This window comes from Micromonospora endolithica (assembly GCF_003626595.1).
GTDB lineage: Bacteria > Actinomycetota > Actinomycetes > Mycobacteriales > Micromonosporaceae > Micromonospora > Micromonospora endolithica.
The window spans coordinates 60,649-76,612 of sequence record NZ_RBAK01000008.1; the positions used below are offsets into that span (position 1 = coordinate 60,649).

Here is a 15,964-nt window from a genome sequence, read left to right on the forward strand (position 1 = left end):
CAATTCTGGAGCGGTCACGTGTCGATGCGCGAGCTGGTGGTGCTCGGTACGGCCAGTCAGGCACCCACCCGCGCGCGCAACCACAACGGTTACGTGTTGCGCTGGGACGACGAGGTGATCCTCTTCGACCCGGGCGAGGGCACCCAACGGCAACTGCTGCACACCACGGTCACCGCCACCGACCTGACCCGGATCTGCGTCACCCACTTCCACGGCGACCACTGCCTCGGCCTGCCCGGCACCATCCAACGCCTCTCCCTGGACCGGGTACCGCACCCGGTGGCGGTGCACTTCCCCGCCGAGGGCGCCGACTACTTCGCCCGGCTCCGGCACGCCAGTTCCTTCCACGAGACCGCCGAGCTGGCCGTGACCCCGATCGAGGCCGACGGGCAACGGATCGCGCTGCGCGGCGGCACGCTCGAAGCCCGCCGGCTGCGGCACCCCATCGACACCTACGGCTACCGGCTGGTGGAGCCGGACGGCTGCCGGATGCTGCCGGAGCGGCTGTCCGCGTACGGCATCGCGGGTCCGGCGGTCGGCGAGCTGCTCCGCGTCGGCCACCTCGACGTGGGCGGACGCCGCGTCACCCGGGACGAGGTGAGCGTGCCCCGGCCGGGTCAGCGGTTCGCCTTCGTGATGGACACCGGCCTGTGCGACGGGGTGTACGCCCTCGCCGAGCACGCCGACCTGCTGGTCATCGAGTCGACCTTCCTCAACTCCGAGGCCGCGCTGGCCGCCGAGGTCGGCCACCTCACCGCGGCGCAGGCCGCGCGGGTGGCCACCGAGTCGGGCGTACGCCGGCTCGTGCTGACCCACTTCTCCCAGCGGTACGCCGGCACCGGCCGCTTCGCCGACGAGGCCCGGGAACACTTCGACGGCGACCTGGTGATCGCGGCGGACCTGACCACCGTGCCGGTGCCGCCGCGCCGGGTAGCCTCGGCCGGGTGACCGTCACGCTCCGCCGCGCCACCGTCGACGACCTGATGGCGGTGGGCGCCCTGCACCAACGTTCCCGGGTGGCGGCATACTCGGACATCCTGCCACCGGAAGGGCTGGTCTCACCCTCGCCGCAGGAGATGGGGCGCTACTGGGTGGAGCGGCTGCTCTGGGAGGGCACCGACCACCGGATGACCGTCGCCGAACGCGACGGCCGGTTGGTGGGCTTCAGCTACCTGGGGCCGGACGACGATGGCGACCCGGCCACCGGCCTGCTCAACGCGATCCACCTGGAGCCGGACGAGCGCGGCCGGGGCACCGGCCGGACCCTGATGGTGGACGCGCTCGCCGCCATGCGGGCCCGCGGCTGGTCCCGGGGGGTGCTCTGGGTGCTCAAGGAGAACGCCGTCGCGCGACGATTCTACGAGCGGGGCGACTGGCGGCCGACCGGCGAGGAGCGGCAGGACCGGATCGGGCCCGTGTCCGTCCCCCAGCTCCGCTACGAACGACGCCTCTGACTCACTCCGTCGACTCGGCCGCCATGCCGGGCCACCGTTGGTCGATGATCCTCACCAGTTCGGGATCCGCCGCCCGCAGCGCCTCGGTCACCTTCGGGGCGTCGAGGTCGTACAGCGCGTACATCTGCAGGTGATACTCGATCTCCCAGGCGACCGGGCCGGGATGGGCGTCGGCGTGCGCGAGCAGCTCCCGACAGAACGCGCAGAAGCGGCGCAGCAGGTCGGGATCCAACGGTCGGCTCCCGAGGTGGTCGTACACCAGCGGACCGACCACGTGGGTGTAGTACTCGAACTGGTCCAACACCTGCGGTGGCAGGTCGTCGTCGGTGCCGTACTCGAAGGAGTCGGCGACGAGCCGGGCGATGGTCTCCCGCCCTTCGGGGAAGTAACGCCAGACGAGGTTTCCCTCGACTCCCAGATCCCAGTGCCGACTCGCCATCCTGCCTCCTCAGCGGTGCTCGAAAGGTCCCCCGCCGCCCAGGGCGGCAGGGGACCGTTCAGACAGTTCAGCGCGCGCCGAGGTGGGCCAGCAGGTCCTGGCGGGTGAGGACGCCCTTCGGCTTGCCGTCGACCAGCACCAGGGCCGCGTCGGACTTCTCCAGCATCGTCACCGCCTCGCTGACCGGCTGACCTCCGCCGATCATGGGCAGCGGATCGCCCATGTGCCGCTCGATGGTGTCGTGCAGGTGCGCCTGCCCGGTGAACAGCGCGTCGAGCAGGTCCCGCTCGGCGATCGAGCCGGCGACCTCACCGGTTACCACCGGCGGCTCGGCCTTGAGCACCGGGAGCTGGGACACGCCGTACTCGCGCATGTAGTCGATCGCGTCGCGGACCGTCTCGGTCGGGTGCACGTGCACCAGCTCCGGCAGGCCGCCCGGCTTGCTGGCCAGCGCGTCGGCCACGGTCGGTTCGGTGCCCGAGTCGTCCAGGAAGCCGTACCGGGCCATCCACTTGTCGTTGAAGATCTTCGACAGGTAACCCTTGCCGGAGTCCGGCAGGAGCACCACCACCACGTCGTCCGGGCCGGCCCTGCGGGCCACCTCCAGCGCCGCGACGACGGCCATCCCGCAGGAACCGCCGACCAGCAGGCCCTCCTCGCGGGCCAGCCGGCGGGTCATCTCGAACGACGCCTTGTCCGAGACCTCGATGATCTCGTCGGCGACCCCCCGGTCGTACGTCTCCGGCCAGAAGTCCTCACCGACGCCCTCGACCAGGTACGGCCGGCCGGTGCCGCCGGAGTAGACCGATCCCTCCGGGTCCGCGCCGACGACCCGCACCCGACCCTCGGACGCCTCCTTCAGGTAGCGACCGATGCCGGAGATGGTGCCACCGGTGCCCACACCGGTGACGAAGTGGGTGATCGCCCCCTCGGTCTGCCGCCACAGCTCCGGGCCGGTCTCCTCGTAGTGCGAGCGCGGGTTGGCCGGGTTGCTGTACTGGTCGGGCTTCCACGCGCCGGGGATCTCGCGGGCCAGCCGGTCGGAGACGTTGTAGTAGGAGCGCGGGTCCTCCGGGGCCACCGCGGTCGGGCAGACCACGACCTCGGCCCCGTACGCCCGCAGCACGTCCTGCTTGTCCTGGCTGACCTTGTCCGGGCAGACGAACACACACCGGTAGCCCCTGAGCTGGGCCACCAGCGCCAGCCCGACGCCGGTGTTGCCGCTGGTCGGCTCGACGATGGTGCCGCCCGGCTTCAGGATTCCCGCCGCCTCGGCGTCCTCCACCATCCGCAGGGCGATCCGGTCCTTCACCGAACCGCCCGGGTTCAGGTACTCGACCTTCGCCAGCACGGTCGCCTGGATGCCCTCGGTGACGTTGCGCAGCCGTACCAGCGGGGTGTTGCCGATCAGCTCGACGACGTTGTCGTAGTACTGCACGTGGTTGTGCCCTTCTCCTCCGGCGCCGCCGGAGGCGGCCGGGCAGACGAATACTCGTCGCCCAGCCTACGTGCCGTCAGCCCACCACCTGCCCCGGGACGACGGAGCTGCGCCGCGCCTCCCACTCCAGGAACCGTTCGGTCTCCGACAGCACGCTGCCGGCCAGCCAGGTGACCATGACCGCGTCGTCGGCGAGCCCGAACAGCCCCAGCGGCAGCTCCGGCAGCAGGTCGACCGGCGACACGATGTAGGCCGTGGCGGCGGTCATCAGCGCCAGCCGCAGCCCTCCGTCGTACTCCCCCCGGGCGGTGGCCCGGATCATCCGCGGCAGCGCCGCGACCCGCTTGCCCAGCGACGGGCCGCCGCGTGCCCCGGCCATCAGCGCCCGCGCCAGCGCGGTGAGCGCCGCGCTGCGTTGCAGTGTCTTCCCCATGCTCTCCAGCCCCTCTCCGTACGCCAGGGTGGCGGGTCCGCGCAAGCCCGGCCGTCCGCTCTGACAGATACCCCGCTGCGTCGTCTTCCAGGCACCCGAGCGCCGGCACGACGACAGCGGCGTGTCGTGCCGGCGCGATAATGTCGGTTCATGGGGGTCGCTGGTTCCGCCGTCGCAGTTGGTCCGCGCTGGCAGCGCGTCCGACAGGTCGCCCGCTTCGCGGCGATCGGCACGGGCGCGACCGCCGCCGCCGCCTTCGCCACCGGCGGCGTCCTCCTCGGCCAGGCGCGCCAGGCCCGCCGGACCATCCCGATGGCCGAGGCCCCGCCACCGCGCTGCGACGGGGTGTACGGCGCGAAGTTCCCCGGGCCGGCGGTGACCATGGTGGTGCTCGGCGACTCGTCGGCCGCCGGTTACGGGGTGCTCCGCCGGCGGGAGACTCCCGGCGCGCTGCTCGCCACCGGCCTGTCCCGGCGGCTGCAACGGCCGGTCCGGCTGCACCGGTTCGCCGTGGTCGGCGCGGTCTCCGCCGTGCTGCGCCACCAGGTCGACGCGGCGCTGGAGTGCCAGCCGGACGTGGCGGTGATCCTGATCGGCGGCAACGACATCACCAACCGCACCCCGCACACACTCGCCGTGCGCTACCAGGTCGACGCGGTCCGGCGGCTGCGCGCCGCCGGCTGCGAGGTGGTCGTCGGCACCTGCCCGGACCTGGGCGCCATCCAACCGATCCAGCCGCCGCTGCGGTGGCTGGCCCGTCGCTGGAGCCGGCAGCTCGCCGCCGCCCAGACGGTGGCCATCGTCGAGGCCGGCGGCTGGACGGTCTCCCTGGGCGACCTGCTCGGGCCCCGTTTCGCCGCCGAACCCACCCGGATGTTCGCCTGGGACCGGTTCCACCCCTCGGCGGAGGGTTACGCGGTGGCCGCCGCCGCGCTCCTGCCGACCGTGCTGTCCGCCCTCGGCACCGGCCGGGAACGGCGGGCCGCGGCGGCTCCGGGCGAAGGCGTACGGTCGCTGCCGGAGGCCGCGCAGGAGGCGGCCCGGCACGCCGGCACGGAGGTCAGCGGCGTCCAGGTCCGGGGTCGTGACCGCGGCCCCGGGGGCCGGTGGGCGCAGCTGCGCCGCCGGGCCTTCTTCGGTGTCAGCGCCGTCGCCCCGTCCGGCCCGGCCGCCGAGTCACCCACCGTGGAGGGACTGGCATGAGTGAGCCGACCACCACCGGGCCGGCGGGTCGTCCCGCCGGCCACGAGCACCTGGAGGCCGCGCCATGAGCGACTCCCCGTCCCCTTCGACGATCGCCGGCCGGATGGGCCGCGCGGCGGCCCTCTGGATGGTCGCCGGCACGGTCGGCAGCGCAGCCGTCCTGGCCGGTCAGGCCCTCGCCGCCCGGCACCGCCGTTACGCGCAACCCGAACTGGGCCTGGCCCTGCGGGCCACGGTCGGCCGGGCCGGCGCGCCCCCGCTGCGGCTGGTGCTGCTGGGCGACTCGTCGGCCCTCGGCGTCGGCGTCGACCGGCTCGACCACACCATCGGCGGGCAGTTGGCCAACCTGCTCGCCGACGGCCCCACCGGCCGGCAGGTGCACCTGTCCAGCGTCGGCGTCTCCGGCTCCCGCTCGACCGACCTGGCCACCCAGGTTGCCCGGGCGTTGCTCGGCGACCGCCCCGACGTGGCGGTGATCCTGATCGGCGCCAACGACGCCACCACGTTGCGCCGGCCCGGCGACGCCGCCGCGTACCTCGGCTCGGCCGTGCACCGGCTGCGCGAGGCGCGGGTCGAGGTCGTCGTCGGCACCTGCCCCGACCTCGGCGCGGTCCGGGCGATCGCGCCGCCCCTGCGGCATGTGGTCGGCTGGTCCGGGCGGCGCGTCGCCCGGGCGCAGACCGCCGCGGTGCTCGACGCGGGCGGCACCGTGGTCGACCTGGGCACCGAGACCGGGCCGGTCTTCCGCGCCGACGCCGGGACCCTCTGCCACGACGGCTTCCACCCCTCCGCCGACGGCTACCGGGTGTGGGCGCACGCGTTGCTGCCCGCGGTGGCCGCCGCCGCGGCGGTCGCCCAACGGCATTGACCACGGAGTACGCCCCACCCTGCCGCGCCCGCCGCGCGGGCCCCGCCGCGCCCGCCGCGCGCGCCGCGCCCGCCGGGCGCGCCCGCCCCGCTGCGCGGGCAAGATCGCGCTCGATCCCTGATGTAGTGGCATCGAGGGACGACGGAGGCCACTACTTCCGGGATCGAGCGTGATCATCGACGTCTCGGGGTGACATTTCCCGCCGGCGGCGCGTCTTCCGGGCGATGTTACCGGCGGGTTAACGTTGGTTCATGCCGACCGAGTCGTCCCGCGACGCCGTCATCGTCGCCACCGCCCGCTCCCCCATCGGCCGGGCGCACAAGGGGTCCCTGCGCGACGTCCGCCCGGACGATCTCGCCGCGACCATCGTGCGGGCCGCCCTCGACAAGATCCCGCAGCTCGACCCGACGGAGATCGACGACCTCTACCTGGGTTGTGGCCTGCCCGGTGGCGAGCAGGGCTTCAACATGGCCCGGGTGGTCGCCACCCTGATGGGCCTCGACGGTCTGCCGGGTGCCACGCTGACCCGCTACTGCGCCTCGTCGTTGCAGACCACCCGGATGGCCATGCACGCGATCCGGGCCGGCGAGGGCGACGTGTTCGTCTCCGCCGGTGTGGAGACCGTCTCGCGGTACGCCCGGGGCAACTCCGACGGTCTGCCCCCGGAGGCGCAGGCGCTGGTCGGCGGCGGCTGGGAGAACCCGCGCTTCGCCGCCGCCCGCGAGCGGTCCGCCCGCCGGGCGCAGGGTGGGGCCGAGGTGTGGTCCGACCCGCGGGAGGCCGGCGAGCTGCCGGACATCTACCTGACCATGGGCCAGACCGCCGAGAACCTGGCCCAGGCGTACGACGTGAGCCGCGCCGACATGGACGAGTTCGGCGTACGCAGCCAGAACCTCGCCGAGAAGGCGATCGCCGACGGCTTCTGGGCCCGGGAGATCACCCCGGTCACCACGCCGGACGGCACCGTGGTCGGCACCGACGACGGCCCGCGGGCCGGGGTGACCCTGGAGGGGGTCGCCGGGCTCAAGCCGGTGTTCCGTCCGGACGGCCGGATCACCGCCGGCAACTGCTGCCCGCTCAACGACGGGGCCGCCGCCGTGGTGGTGATGAGCGCCCAGCGGGCCCGTGACCTGGGCCTGACCCCGCTGGCCCGGATCGTCTCCACCGGCGTGACCGCGCTCTCCCCGGAGATCATGGGCCTCGGCCCGGTCGAGGCCTCCAAGCAGGCGCTCAAGCGGGCCGGCATGACCATCGACGACGTGGATCTCGTGGAGATCAACGAGGCGTTCGCCGCCCAGGTGATCCCCTCCTACCGGCAGCTCGGCATCCCGGAGGAGAAGCTGAACGTGATGGGCGGGGCGATCGCGATCGGCCACCCCTTCGGCATGACCGGCGCCCGGATCACCGGCACCCTGCTCAACGCCCTCGACTGGCACGACAAGACCATCGGTCTGGAGACCATGTGCGTCGGCGGCGGTCAGGGCATGGCCATGGTGCTCGAGCGGCTGAGCTGACACCCGTACGACGGCCCGCCCACCCGGCACCGGGTCGGCGGGCCGTCGCGTACCCGGACCGGGGTCGGTCAGAGCGCCGTGCGGGTGGCGGTGACCTCGGCGGTGGCCCGGGCCAGCACCTCGGCGGACGGGCCGGCCGCCATCAGGTCGGCGGCGATCACCCGGAGCTGGTCGGGCAGGGCGAGGTCGTTGTCGAGCCGGGGAACGGTACGGCGTGGTTGGCCCTCGGCGTCGGCGGCCAGGTTGGCGATCTCCTGGACCAGCCGGTGCACCAGATCCGCCCGCGACACGTTCCCGGTCGCGGCGGGCGCCGCCCACCGCGGCTGCTGCCAGTGCCCCACCTGCCGCACGAGCAGCTCCACCGCCCGCCCGAGTTCCCCGCCCCACCCCAACCCCACCCCCGCAGTCTACGGATCCACCCCCCCAACTGCGTTGATCATGGGGTTGACGGGTGGATTCGTGATCAACTCGCCCGTCAACCCCATGATCAACACGGGTGCGGGTGGAGTGGGACGGGACGGCGCCCGTCCCCTGGGTGGGGCCGGGCGCCGCTTGGGATGGGTGCTGTCGGGGACTTGTCAGTCGTCGCCCTGGAAGTAGCTCAGCAGGCGCAGGATCTCGATGTAGAGCCAGACCAGGCTGACCAGGATGCCGAAGGCGGCGACCCAGGAGTAGCGCTGCGGCAGCCCCATCCGGACCCCGTCCTCGACCTCCTTGAAGCTGAGCACGAAGCTCAGCGAGGCCACCACGATGCAGACCAGGCTGAAACCGATGGCCAGCGGGCTGCCGTCGCGCAGACCGGTGTTGACGCCGAACAGTGCCAGCACCAGGTTGATCAGCATGACGGCGAACAGGCCCGCCATCACGGCGATCATGCCCTTGACGAACGCCGGCGTGGCCCGGATGACCTTCGCCCGGTAGAGCACCGCCATCAGGAAGAACACGCCGAACGTGGCGGTCACCGCCTGGAGCACGATGCCGTCGTAGAGCGACTCGAAGAACTTGCTGACCATGCCGACGAAGACGCCCTCGACGACGGCGTACGCGACGACCAGCGCCGGGTTCGCCATCCGGGAGAACGAGATGATCAGGCCGAGCACCAGACCGACCACCGCCGCGCCGATCCAGGCCGCGCCGAGCAGCGCGTCCGGGACCAGGACCCAGGCGGCCGCGGCGGAGATGCCGAGGATGCCGAGGAGAGTGACCGTCTTGACCACCACGTCGTCGACCGACATGGTGTTGACGGCCGGCGGAGCAGCCGGGTAGCCGGCCTCCGTCGGGTACTGCTGGGGGTAGCCGGGCTGTCCGTACGGCCCGGTCGGGGCGTACCCGGCGGAGCGCTCCCGCTCGGCCGCCTGGCCGAGCCGGGCGAGCACCGGGTTCGAAGTCTTCACTGTCAGGCCTCCCTCAGGGGGTCATTGCACGTCACGTGCAGGTCAAGAGTAGACGGCGAAGCCACGTCCGTGGAGATCACCAGGCGGAAAGCGGTGGTGCCCGGGGCGGGGGTCGAACCCGCACGCCTTGCGGCAGCCGCTTTTAAGGCGGCCGTGTCTGCCGTTCCACCACCCGGGCGGGTGAGGCGCACGCACGGTGCAGTGCCACCGTAGCGGGTCGGCCGTGACCCGGCGTACCCCGTGGCGGTGCCGGCACTAGGGTCGATGCCGTGAGCAGCGCAGCCCCCACGGCCCCCGACGCCGCCTCTGACCAGGACGTACGCCGCACCGCCCGATCACCTCGGCGCTGGTCGAGCGGGCTGCGGGTCGCCGGGACGCGAACCCGGCAGGCGGCGACGCGGGCTCGGGCCGATCTGGCGGTGGCCCTGCTCTTCGTGGCGGTGGCCGGCTGGCTCACCGGCGGCCTGTGGCCCGACCCGGGTAGCCGGACGATGGCCCTCAACCCGGCCGACCAGGCCCTCTACGAGTGGTTCCTGGCGGTCGACGCGCGGGCCCTGCTCGGCGACTTCGACCTGCTCAGCGACCGGCTCAACGCCCCGGACGGGGTGAACCTGATGGCGAACACCACCGTCATCGCCCTCGGTGTCCTCTTCGCCCCGGTCACCCTGGCCTTCGGTGCGCCGGTGACCTTCGCGCTGCTGGCCGCCGGCAACCTGGTCGGGACGGCGGTCGCCTGGTACCTGCTGTTCACCCGGACGCTGGGCGCCCGCCGGCTCGCCGCCGCGCTGGGCGCCGGGCTGTGCGGCTTTGGGCCGGGAATGGTCTCGCAGACCAACAGCCACCTGCACATGACCGCGCAGTGGCTGGTCCCGGTGATCGTCTGGCTGGTCGTCCGGATGCTGCGCGCCGCCGACCCCACGCGTACGCCGGCCGGGATGCCGGACCGCCGGCGGCTGCTCAGCTCGGCGGTGGGCCTGGCCGCCGCGGTCAGCGCCCAGGTCTTCGTCGGCGAGGAGGTGCTCTTCCTGACGTTCGTCACCCTGCTGGTGATGGCCGTCACGTACGCCGTGGTGGACCGGGACCTGGTGCGGCGCGCCCTGCCCGGCTTCGCCGGCGGGCTGCTGACCGCCGCCGGGTTGGCCCTGCTGGTCGTCGGCTGGCCGCTGTGGTTCCAGTTCCTCGGGCCGCAGGGCGTCGCCGAGGGCCTGTTCAGTCCGCGCTACTTCTCGGCGGACCTGCGCAGCTGGTGGACGGTGTCGCCGCTGTCCGTGGCCGGCGGTGACGAGGCGGCCCGGCTGACCACCGGCCCGGCCGAGTACAACACCTTCCTCGGCTGGCCGCTGCTCCTGGTCACCGTCGCAGGCGCGGTGTGGCTGGGCCGCCGGCCGCTGGCGGTCGCCTGCCTGGTCGCCGCGGTGACGATGGGCGCGCTGTCGCTCGGTCCCCGGCTCGTGGTGGACGGGGAGCGCACCGGGGTGCCCGGACCGTACGCGCTGCTGGCGGGCCTGCCGGTGGTGGACGGCGCGCTGCCGATGCGGTTCGCGCTGGCGGTGCTCCCGTTGGCCGGCACCCTTCTGGTGCTGGCCGTCGACCGGGCGGCGGCGGGCACCGGCCCGGTACGGCGGCTGGTGCCGGCGGCGGTCGGCGCGGCGCTGCTGCCGTTGTTCCCGATGCCGCTGCCCACCGCCGAGCGCCCGCCGCTGCCGGAGTTCGTCACCGGCGGGCACTGGCGGCAGTGCGTGCCGCCGGGCGGGGTGCTGGTGCCGGTGCCACCGGCCACGCCGAGCGATCCCTGGCCGATGCGGTGGGCGACCGCGGCCGACGCCGGGTTCGGAATGCCGGAGGGATTCTTCATCGGCCCGTACGGGCGGAACGGCTCGCCGACCATGGGCACGTCCAAGCAGCCCACCTCGGTCCTGCTGGCCGACATCGCCAAGCGGGGCCTGCGCCCGGTCGTCGGGGAGGAGCAGCGGCGCCAGGCGGCGGCGGACGCCGACTTCTGGGGCGCGTCCTGCGTGGCACTGGCGGAGGACACCCCGTACGCGGACAGCCTGCGGGCCACCCTGGAGCAGCTCTACGGCCCGTCGACCCGGATCGCCGACGCCTGGATCTGGCGGGTCTGAGACCGCGTCCGGGCGTTAAGAAGGGGCCCCTCCTCTACCGCAAACGTTAGGAAGGGGCCCCTGCTTACACCTTTTACACCCGGGTTGCGCCGACCGGCTGGGAGGCCTCGACGAACTCCTCGCGCGGGTCGTGCAGCTGCCCGAGGGCGACCACCTCGCGCTTGAGGAAGAACGCCAGGGACCAGTCGACCACCACCCGGACCTTCCGGTTGAACGACGGGATCCGGCTCATGTGGTAGGTCCGGTGCATGAACCACGCCGGCCAGCCGGTCATCTTGATCCCGTAGACCTGCGCGACGCCCTTGTGCAGGCCGAGGCTGGCGACGCTGCCGGCGTGCTTGTGCTTGTAGTCCACCGGCTCACGGCCACGGATGACGTTGACGATGTTGTCGGCCATCCGGGCGGCCTGCCGCACCGCGTGCTGCGCGCTCGGCGAGCAGTAGTTGCCCGGCTCCTTGGTCAGGTCCGGCACGGCCGCGCAGTCACCGGCACTCCACGCGCCGTCCAACACCCGGTCGCCGTCGACGACCTGGAGGGTGGGCAGGCAGGTGACCCGGCGGCGCTCGTCGCGCGGGAAGTCGGTCGCGTCGAGCATCGGCGAGGGCTTGACGCCCGCCGTCCAGACGATGGTGTCGGAGGAGAAGCTGTCACCGTCGGAGAGCTTCACCACCCCGTCGACGCAGGACTCCAGCCGGGTGTCCAGCCGGATGTCCATGTTCCGCTTGAGCAGCTGCTGCACCGTGTAGGCACCCATGTCCCGGTCGACCTCGGGCAGCACCCGCTGGGTCGCCTCGACCAGCACCCAGCGCATGTCCTCCGGCTGGAGCTCCGGGTAGTACTTCAGCGCGTCCCGGGCCATGTCCTCCATCTCGGCGAGCGCCTCGATGCCGGCGTAGCCACCGCCGACGAAGGTGAACGTCAGCGCCGAGCGCCGGACCCGCGGGTCGGCGGTGGCCGCCGCCACATCGAGCCGGTCCAGCACGTGGTTACGGAGGTAGATCGCCTCGCCGATGGTCTTGAACCCGATGCCGTGCTCGTGCAGGCCGGGGATCGGCAGCGTCCGGGACACCGAACCGGGGGCGACGACCACGTGGTCGTACGGGATCTCCCGGGCGGGGCCGCTGATCGGCTGCACCACCGCGGTCTTGCGGTCGTGGTCGATCCGCTTCACCGCCCCCGCCACGACCTTGCACTTGCGCAACTCGCGACGCAGCGGCACCACGGAATGCCGCGGCGAGATGTTGCCGGCCGCGGCCTCGGGCAGGAACGGCTGGTAGGTCATGTGGGGCTGGGGGTCGACCACGATGACCTCAGCCTCACGGGAGCTGAGCTTCTTCGACAGGCGCAGGGCCGCGTAGAGACCGACGTGCCCGGCACCCACCACAAGGATCCGCTTCGGGTTCACGTCATCTATCTTTCCCCGGCCGGCTCCGCTAATCCCGCGCGCGGCCCCCATCTGTGACGGAGCACAACCCCTGTGAGCTGGGTAACTCTCCTGTCCGACGGTTCACCTGCGGCGCAGCAGCCACCCCAGCAACGCGGTCACCAGAGCCGCCACCAGAAGCCCCGCCAGGGTCGCCACCTGGAAACCCTCGCCCCCGCCGAGGGCCGCCAGCTCCACCAGCAGGACGCCGAGAACCGAGGCGGCGAGCACCACGGCGCCCGCCCGGACCAGCCAGCGGACGACCACCTCCGGGTCCACCACCGCGTCGTACGGCAGGACGGCGGCCAGCGCACAGAGGGTGTGCGTGACGTAGAGCACCGCCGCCACCGCGAGCAGCCGCCACAGCGCGATCGGCCGGCCGTACCCGTCGGTGGCGAGCAACCACCCGCCGACGGTGACCAGCGCCGCGAACGTCGGCCAGACCCGGCGCGGACTCAGCGCGGGCAGCAACGCCACCAGCAGCAGGCCGCCGAGAGCTCGGCCGAGGAAGACCTCCGCCGGGTACGCGAGCACCAGCCCGACCAGCACCCCGAGGAAGATCCCGGCCCGCACCAGCAGCACGGTGGGGCTGACCCGGACCAGCGCGGTCCGCGCGTCCCGCAGCCGCGACGTGACAGCCCTCACCGTGCCGGCCTTTCGTTCGCGACCGCGGGACTCCGCTCCGCCGCGTTCCTCGCGCTCACCGGCCACCGACCCGGGGGGCGAGGGCCAGCCGGGCCACGTCCCGCAGCACCTGGTCGAGACTGCCGGCACCGGCCCAGCGGACCACCGGCACCCCGTGCTCGCGCAACTGGTCGATCATCGTGTCCCGGTCCAGCCGCCACAGCCGGTAGGCGACCTCGGCCCACCCCCGGTCCTTCGGCGACGGAAGGTCGGCGGGCAGGGTGTCCACCGCCACCACGAACCGTCCGGAGCGGGCCAGCCCGGCCAGCATCTGCGCGGACCGCTCGTCCAGCAGCGGGGTGAGGACCACCACCAGCGCGTCGGCGGAGAGCAGCTGTGGGCCGAAGAGATGGTCGTACGACTGCTGCGGCGCGGACTCGGCGCGCACGTCGAGCAGCCACTCCAGCACGGTCAGGTACTGCCGGCGGCCGGTGGCCGGGCGGAGCCGACGGGCGGCCGGGCCGTGCTCCAGCAGGGCCACCCGGTCGCCCCGGTACAGGTAGTGCTCGGCGATGGCGGCGGCGGCCCGGACGGTCGTGTCCAGCACCGAGGCCGCTCCCTGCACCCCGCCGGACCGGCCCGCCTCGGCCAGCACGTCGAGCAGGACCACCACCTCGGCGTCCCGGTCGGACAGGGTGGCCGCCACGTGCAACTGCCGCGCCCGCAGCGACACCCGCCAGTCGATGCGGCGCAGCCGGTCGCCGGGTGCGAAGACGCGTACGCCGGCCAGTTCGCCGCCCTCGCCGGGGCGGCGCGAGTGGTGCGCGCCGACCAGGCCGGCCGCACGGGGCATCGCCTCCACCGCCTCGAACGGCTCGGTCACCGGGTACACCCGCACCCGGGCCGGTTCGGCGATGACCGCGCGGGACACCAGCAGGCCCTGCGCGGCGGCCACCCGGGCGCCGGCCGGACCGATCGGGTGCCGGCCCCAGCGCAGGGCGCGTCCCTGCAGGGTCAGGTCCACGGCGGTGTCCCGGGGGACGCCGGTCACGAAGGGACGGTCGGCCGGCGACGCCGCGTCGGAGAGGTGGGTCGCCCCGCCGATCGTGCTCCGTTCGATCCGCAGCCAGGACGACACCCGGGCGCGGGCCACCGCCACGTCGTAGTCGACCAGGTCCGGGTTGCCGACGCTGACCGTGGCGGTCAGTTCGCCGCCCTCCACCAGGTGCTCCTCGTCCTGGCTGATCCACACCTGCGGCAGGGCGACCGGCCGGCGGCGCAGCGCGTACGCGGTGCCCAGCGCGAGGGGCGCGGCGAGCACGATCAGGTCGACCCGGCCCAGCAGCACCCCGGCGACCAGGAGCAGACCGGTCAGCAGCACGGCACGGCCCAGCGCCCGGGTCGGCGTCCAACCGGTCGCCGGCTCCGGGTCCGACACCTCGCTCCGGGCGGGTCCGGTGGCCGTGACCATCAGCGTCCGGGCCGGCCGGCCGCGTAGCTGGGCAGCGCGCCGCTGGCCGGGGCCGGCGTGCCCTCCAGCACCTCACCGACCACGAAGGACGGATCGACCCGGCGCAGCCACATCTCCGGCCGCAGCGTGATGCGGTGCGCCAGCGCGGGCACCGCCACCTCCTTCACGTCCTCCGGCACCACGTAGTCCCGACCGGCCATCACCGCGCGGACGCGGGACAGCAGCAGCAGCGCCAGCGAGCCACGCGGCGACGCGCCGACCAGCACCGACGGGTGCTCACGGGTGGCCGCGGTCAGCGACACCATGTAGTGGCCGACGGAATCCTCGACCACCACGTCCTCCAGCGCCGACTGCATCGCCCGCAGGGTGGCGGCGTCGACGACCGGTTTGATCTCCGCCTCCTCGCGGCGGCGGGCCATCCGCCGGCGCAGCACCTCCCACTCCTCGTCGTGCCGGGGATAGCCGAAGGAGACCCGCAGCAGGAACCGGTCGAGCTGCGCCTCGGGCAGCGGGTAGGTGCCCTCGTACTCGATCGGGTTGGCGGTGGCGAGCACGTGGAACGGCTCGTCCAGGCGGTAGGTGACGCCCTCCACCGACACCTGCTTCTCCTGCATGGCCTCCAGCAGGGCGGACTGCGTCTTCGGCGGGGTCCGGTTGATCTCGTCGGCCAGCAGCAGGTTGGTGAAGACCGGGCCGGCGCGGAACGAGAAGTCGCCGGTGCGTTGGTCGTACAGGAAGGAACCGGTGACGTCGGCGGGGAGCAGGTCGGGAGTGAACTGGAGCCGGCGGAAGTCCAGCCCGAGCGCCTGCGCGAACGAGCGCGCGGTGAGCGTCTTGCCCAGGCCGGGCAGGTCCTCCAGCAGCACGTGCCCGCCGGCCAGGATCCCGGCCAGCACCAGCTCCAGCGCGTCCCGCTTGCCGACGACGACCTGGCCTACCGCGTCCAGCACCGCCCGCGCGAGGTGGCCGACCTCGGTGGCGGGGATGCTGCGGTCCACGTCGTTCATGTCTTCTCCAGTTCGGCGACGATCGCCGCGAGGTCGCGCGGCGACGGGGTGCGACGGGGCGGTGTTTCCAGGAAGGTCCAGAGCCGCTCGCCCAGCAGGGCGCGGGCCCGGGCCGGGTCCGATTCGCGGGTGACGCCGTGCCGCAGCCGCAGGCGTTCGTCGGCGAGGTCACCGATCCGGGGCAGCACCACCTGCGTGAAGCGTTCCGGGCGGTTGGCCGACCAGTCCAGCGGCACCTCCCACCCGTTGATGGCGGTCCGCACCGCGTCCCGGGGAGCCGGGACGTCGCCGTCGAACGTGCGGGAGCCGGCGCGGGGCGGCGGCGGGGGCGCCAGGCCGGCGGTCACCCGCCGGACCGCGAGCACCGCGAGCACCGCGGCCACCAGCACCACCAGCGGCACCCGCAACCCGACCGCGCGCAGGCCGGCGACCAGGACGACCACCATGGCCGCCGTGACGACGAGCGTACGCAGCACCCGCCGGAGGCGTCCGCCACGTGGACGCTCGACCGGGCCGGAGCCCTCCTCCGACGAGCTGAGCAGATCGTCGATGCTGGTGCTGCTCACGCCGTCA

The 15,964-nt window shown here is 73.5% G+C and carries 16 protein-coding genes and 1 tRNA gene; 6 read left to right on the forward strand and 11 right to left on the reverse strand.

Features of this window, described 5'->3' with window-relative positions; genetic code table 11:
* The first annotated feature begins 18 nt into the window (after window positions 1-18).
* Entirely contained in the window at window positions 19-948 is a 930-nt protein-coding gene (locus D7223_RS20190; RefSeq protein ID WP_120729983.1) for a ribonuclease Z, read from the forward strand.
* Window positions 945-1,454, forward strand: a complete 510-nt coding sequence (locus D7223_RS20195; protein WP_120729984.1) for a GNAT family N-acetyltransferase — start codon at window positions 945-947, stop codon at window positions 1,452-1,454. Before D7223_RS20190 ends, D7223_RS20195 begins: the two co-directional genes overlap by 4 nt.
* 1 nt (window position 1,455) lies before the next feature.
* Here D7223_RS20195 and D7223_RS20200 read toward each other — a convergent pair whose 3' ends face one another.
* From D7223_RS20200 to D7223_RS20210, 3 genes are all read right to left on the reverse strand, one after another.
* The gene (locus D7223_RS20200) at window positions 1,456-1,893 is read right to left on the reverse strand and encodes a hypothetical protein (protein WP_120729985.1); all 438 of its coding nucleotides are present in this window, start codon (window positions 1,891-1,893) and stop codon (window positions 1,456-1,458) included.
* A 67-nt stretch (window positions 1,894-1,960) separates the two neighbouring features.
* Window positions 1,961-3,331: a cystathionine beta-synthase gene (locus D7223_RS20205; protein ID WP_120729986.1), complete on the reverse strand. Its 1,371-nt coding sequence runs from the start codon at window positions 3,329-3,331 to the stop codon at window positions 1,961-1,963.
* A 76-nt stretch (window positions 3,332-3,407) separates the two neighbouring features.
* The gene (locus D7223_RS20210; RefSeq protein WP_120729987.1) at window positions 3,408-3,764 is read right to left on the reverse strand and encodes a YkvA family protein; all 357 of its coding nucleotides are present in this window, start codon (window positions 3,762-3,764) and stop codon (window positions 3,408-3,410) included.
* A gap of 150 nt (window positions 3,765-3,914) precedes the next feature.
* Here D7223_RS20210 and D7223_RS20215 point away from each other — a divergent pair, with 150 nt between their 5' ends.
* The 3 genes from D7223_RS20215 (at window position 3,915) to D7223_RS20225 (ending at window position 7,349) form a co-directional block, all read left to right on the forward strand.
* Window positions 3,915-4,967, forward strand: coding sequence for an SGNH/GDSL hydrolase family protein (locus D7223_RS20215; protein WP_120729988.1), 1,053 nt, complete (start codon window positions 3,915-3,917; stop codon window positions 4,965-4,967).
* 64 nt (window positions 4,968-5,031) lie between these two features.
* Window positions 5,032-5,835: an SGNH/GDSL hydrolase family protein gene (locus D7223_RS20220; RefSeq protein ID WP_120729989.1), complete on the forward strand. Its 804-nt coding sequence runs from the start codon at window positions 5,032-5,034 to the stop codon at window positions 5,833-5,835.
* Between the two features lie 251 nt (window positions 5,836-6,086).
* On the forward strand, window positions 6,087-7,349 hold the full coding sequence (locus tag D7223_RS20225) for an acetyl-CoA C-acetyltransferase (protein WP_120729990.1): 1,263 nt from the start codon (window positions 6,087-6,089) through the stop codon (window positions 7,347-7,349).
* 68 nt (window positions 7,350-7,417) lie between these two features.
* Here the strand turns inward: D7223_RS20225 and D7223_RS20230 are convergent, their stop codons facing one another.
* The 3 genes from D7223_RS20230 to D7223_RS20240 all read right to left on the reverse strand — a co-directional run bounded on the left by D7223_RS20230 (window position 7,418) and on the right by D7223_RS20240 (window position 8,921).
* Window positions 7,418-7,741, reverse strand: a complete 324-nt coding sequence (locus D7223_RS20230) for a hypothetical protein (RefSeq protein ID WP_120730182.1) — start codon at window positions 7,739-7,741, stop codon at window positions 7,418-7,420.
* A gap of 186 nt (window positions 7,742-7,927) precedes the next feature.
* Window positions 7,928-8,743, reverse strand: a complete 816-nt coding sequence (locus tag D7223_RS20235) for a Bax inhibitor-1/YccA family protein (protein WP_120729991.1) — start codon at window positions 8,741-8,743, stop codon at window positions 7,928-7,930.
* A 94-nt stretch (window positions 8,744-8,837) separates the two neighbouring features.
* A tRNA-Leu gene (locus tag D7223_RS20240) sits at window positions 8,838-8,921 on the reverse strand.
* Window positions 8,922-9,012: 91 nt separating this feature from the next.
* Here D7223_RS20240 and D7223_RS20245 point away from each other — a divergent pair.
* Complete coding sequence (locus tag D7223_RS20245) at window positions 9,013-10,866, forward strand: hypothetical protein (RefSeq protein ID WP_120729992.1); 1,854 nt, start codon at window positions 9,013-9,015, stop codon at window positions 10,864-10,866.
* Window positions 10,867-10,939: 73 nt separating this feature from the next.
* On the opposite strand, the gene D7223_RS20250 is transcribed toward D7223_RS20245, so the two are convergent.
* The 5 genes from D7223_RS20250 to D7223_RS20270 all read right to left on the reverse strand — a co-directional run bounded on the left by D7223_RS20250 (window position 10,940) and on the right by D7223_RS20270 (window position 15,957).
* Window positions 10,940-12,271 carry an NAD(P)/FAD-dependent oxidoreductase gene (locus D7223_RS20250; RefSeq protein ID WP_120729993.1) on the reverse strand — a complete coding sequence of 444 codons (1,332 nt, stop codon included), beginning with the start codon at window positions 12,269-12,271 and terminating at the stop codon, window positions 10,940-10,942.
* A gap of 102 nt (window positions 12,272-12,373) precedes the next feature.
* Entirely contained in the window at window positions 12,374-12,934 is a 561-nt protein-coding gene (locus tag D7223_RS20255; RefSeq protein WP_120730183.1) for a hypothetical protein, read from the reverse strand.
* 55 nt (window positions 12,935-12,989) lie between these two features.
* Window positions 12,990-14,384, reverse strand: a complete 1,395-nt coding sequence (locus D7223_RS20260) for a DUF58 domain-containing protein (RefSeq protein WP_120729994.1) — start codon at window positions 14,382-14,384, stop codon at window positions 12,990-12,992.
* Entirely contained in the window at window positions 14,384-15,391 is a 1,008-nt protein-coding gene (locus D7223_RS20265) for an AAA family ATPase (protein WP_120729995.1), read from the reverse strand. The genes D7223_RS20260 and D7223_RS20265 overlap by 1 nt, the downstream gene beginning before the upstream one ends.
* Entirely contained in the window at window positions 15,388-15,957 is a 570-nt protein-coding gene (locus tag D7223_RS20270; RefSeq protein ID WP_120729996.1) for a hypothetical protein, read from the reverse strand. The genes D7223_RS20265 and D7223_RS20270 overlap by 4 nt, the downstream gene beginning before the upstream one ends.
* Between the last annotated feature and the right edge of the window lie 7 nt (window positions 15,958-15,964).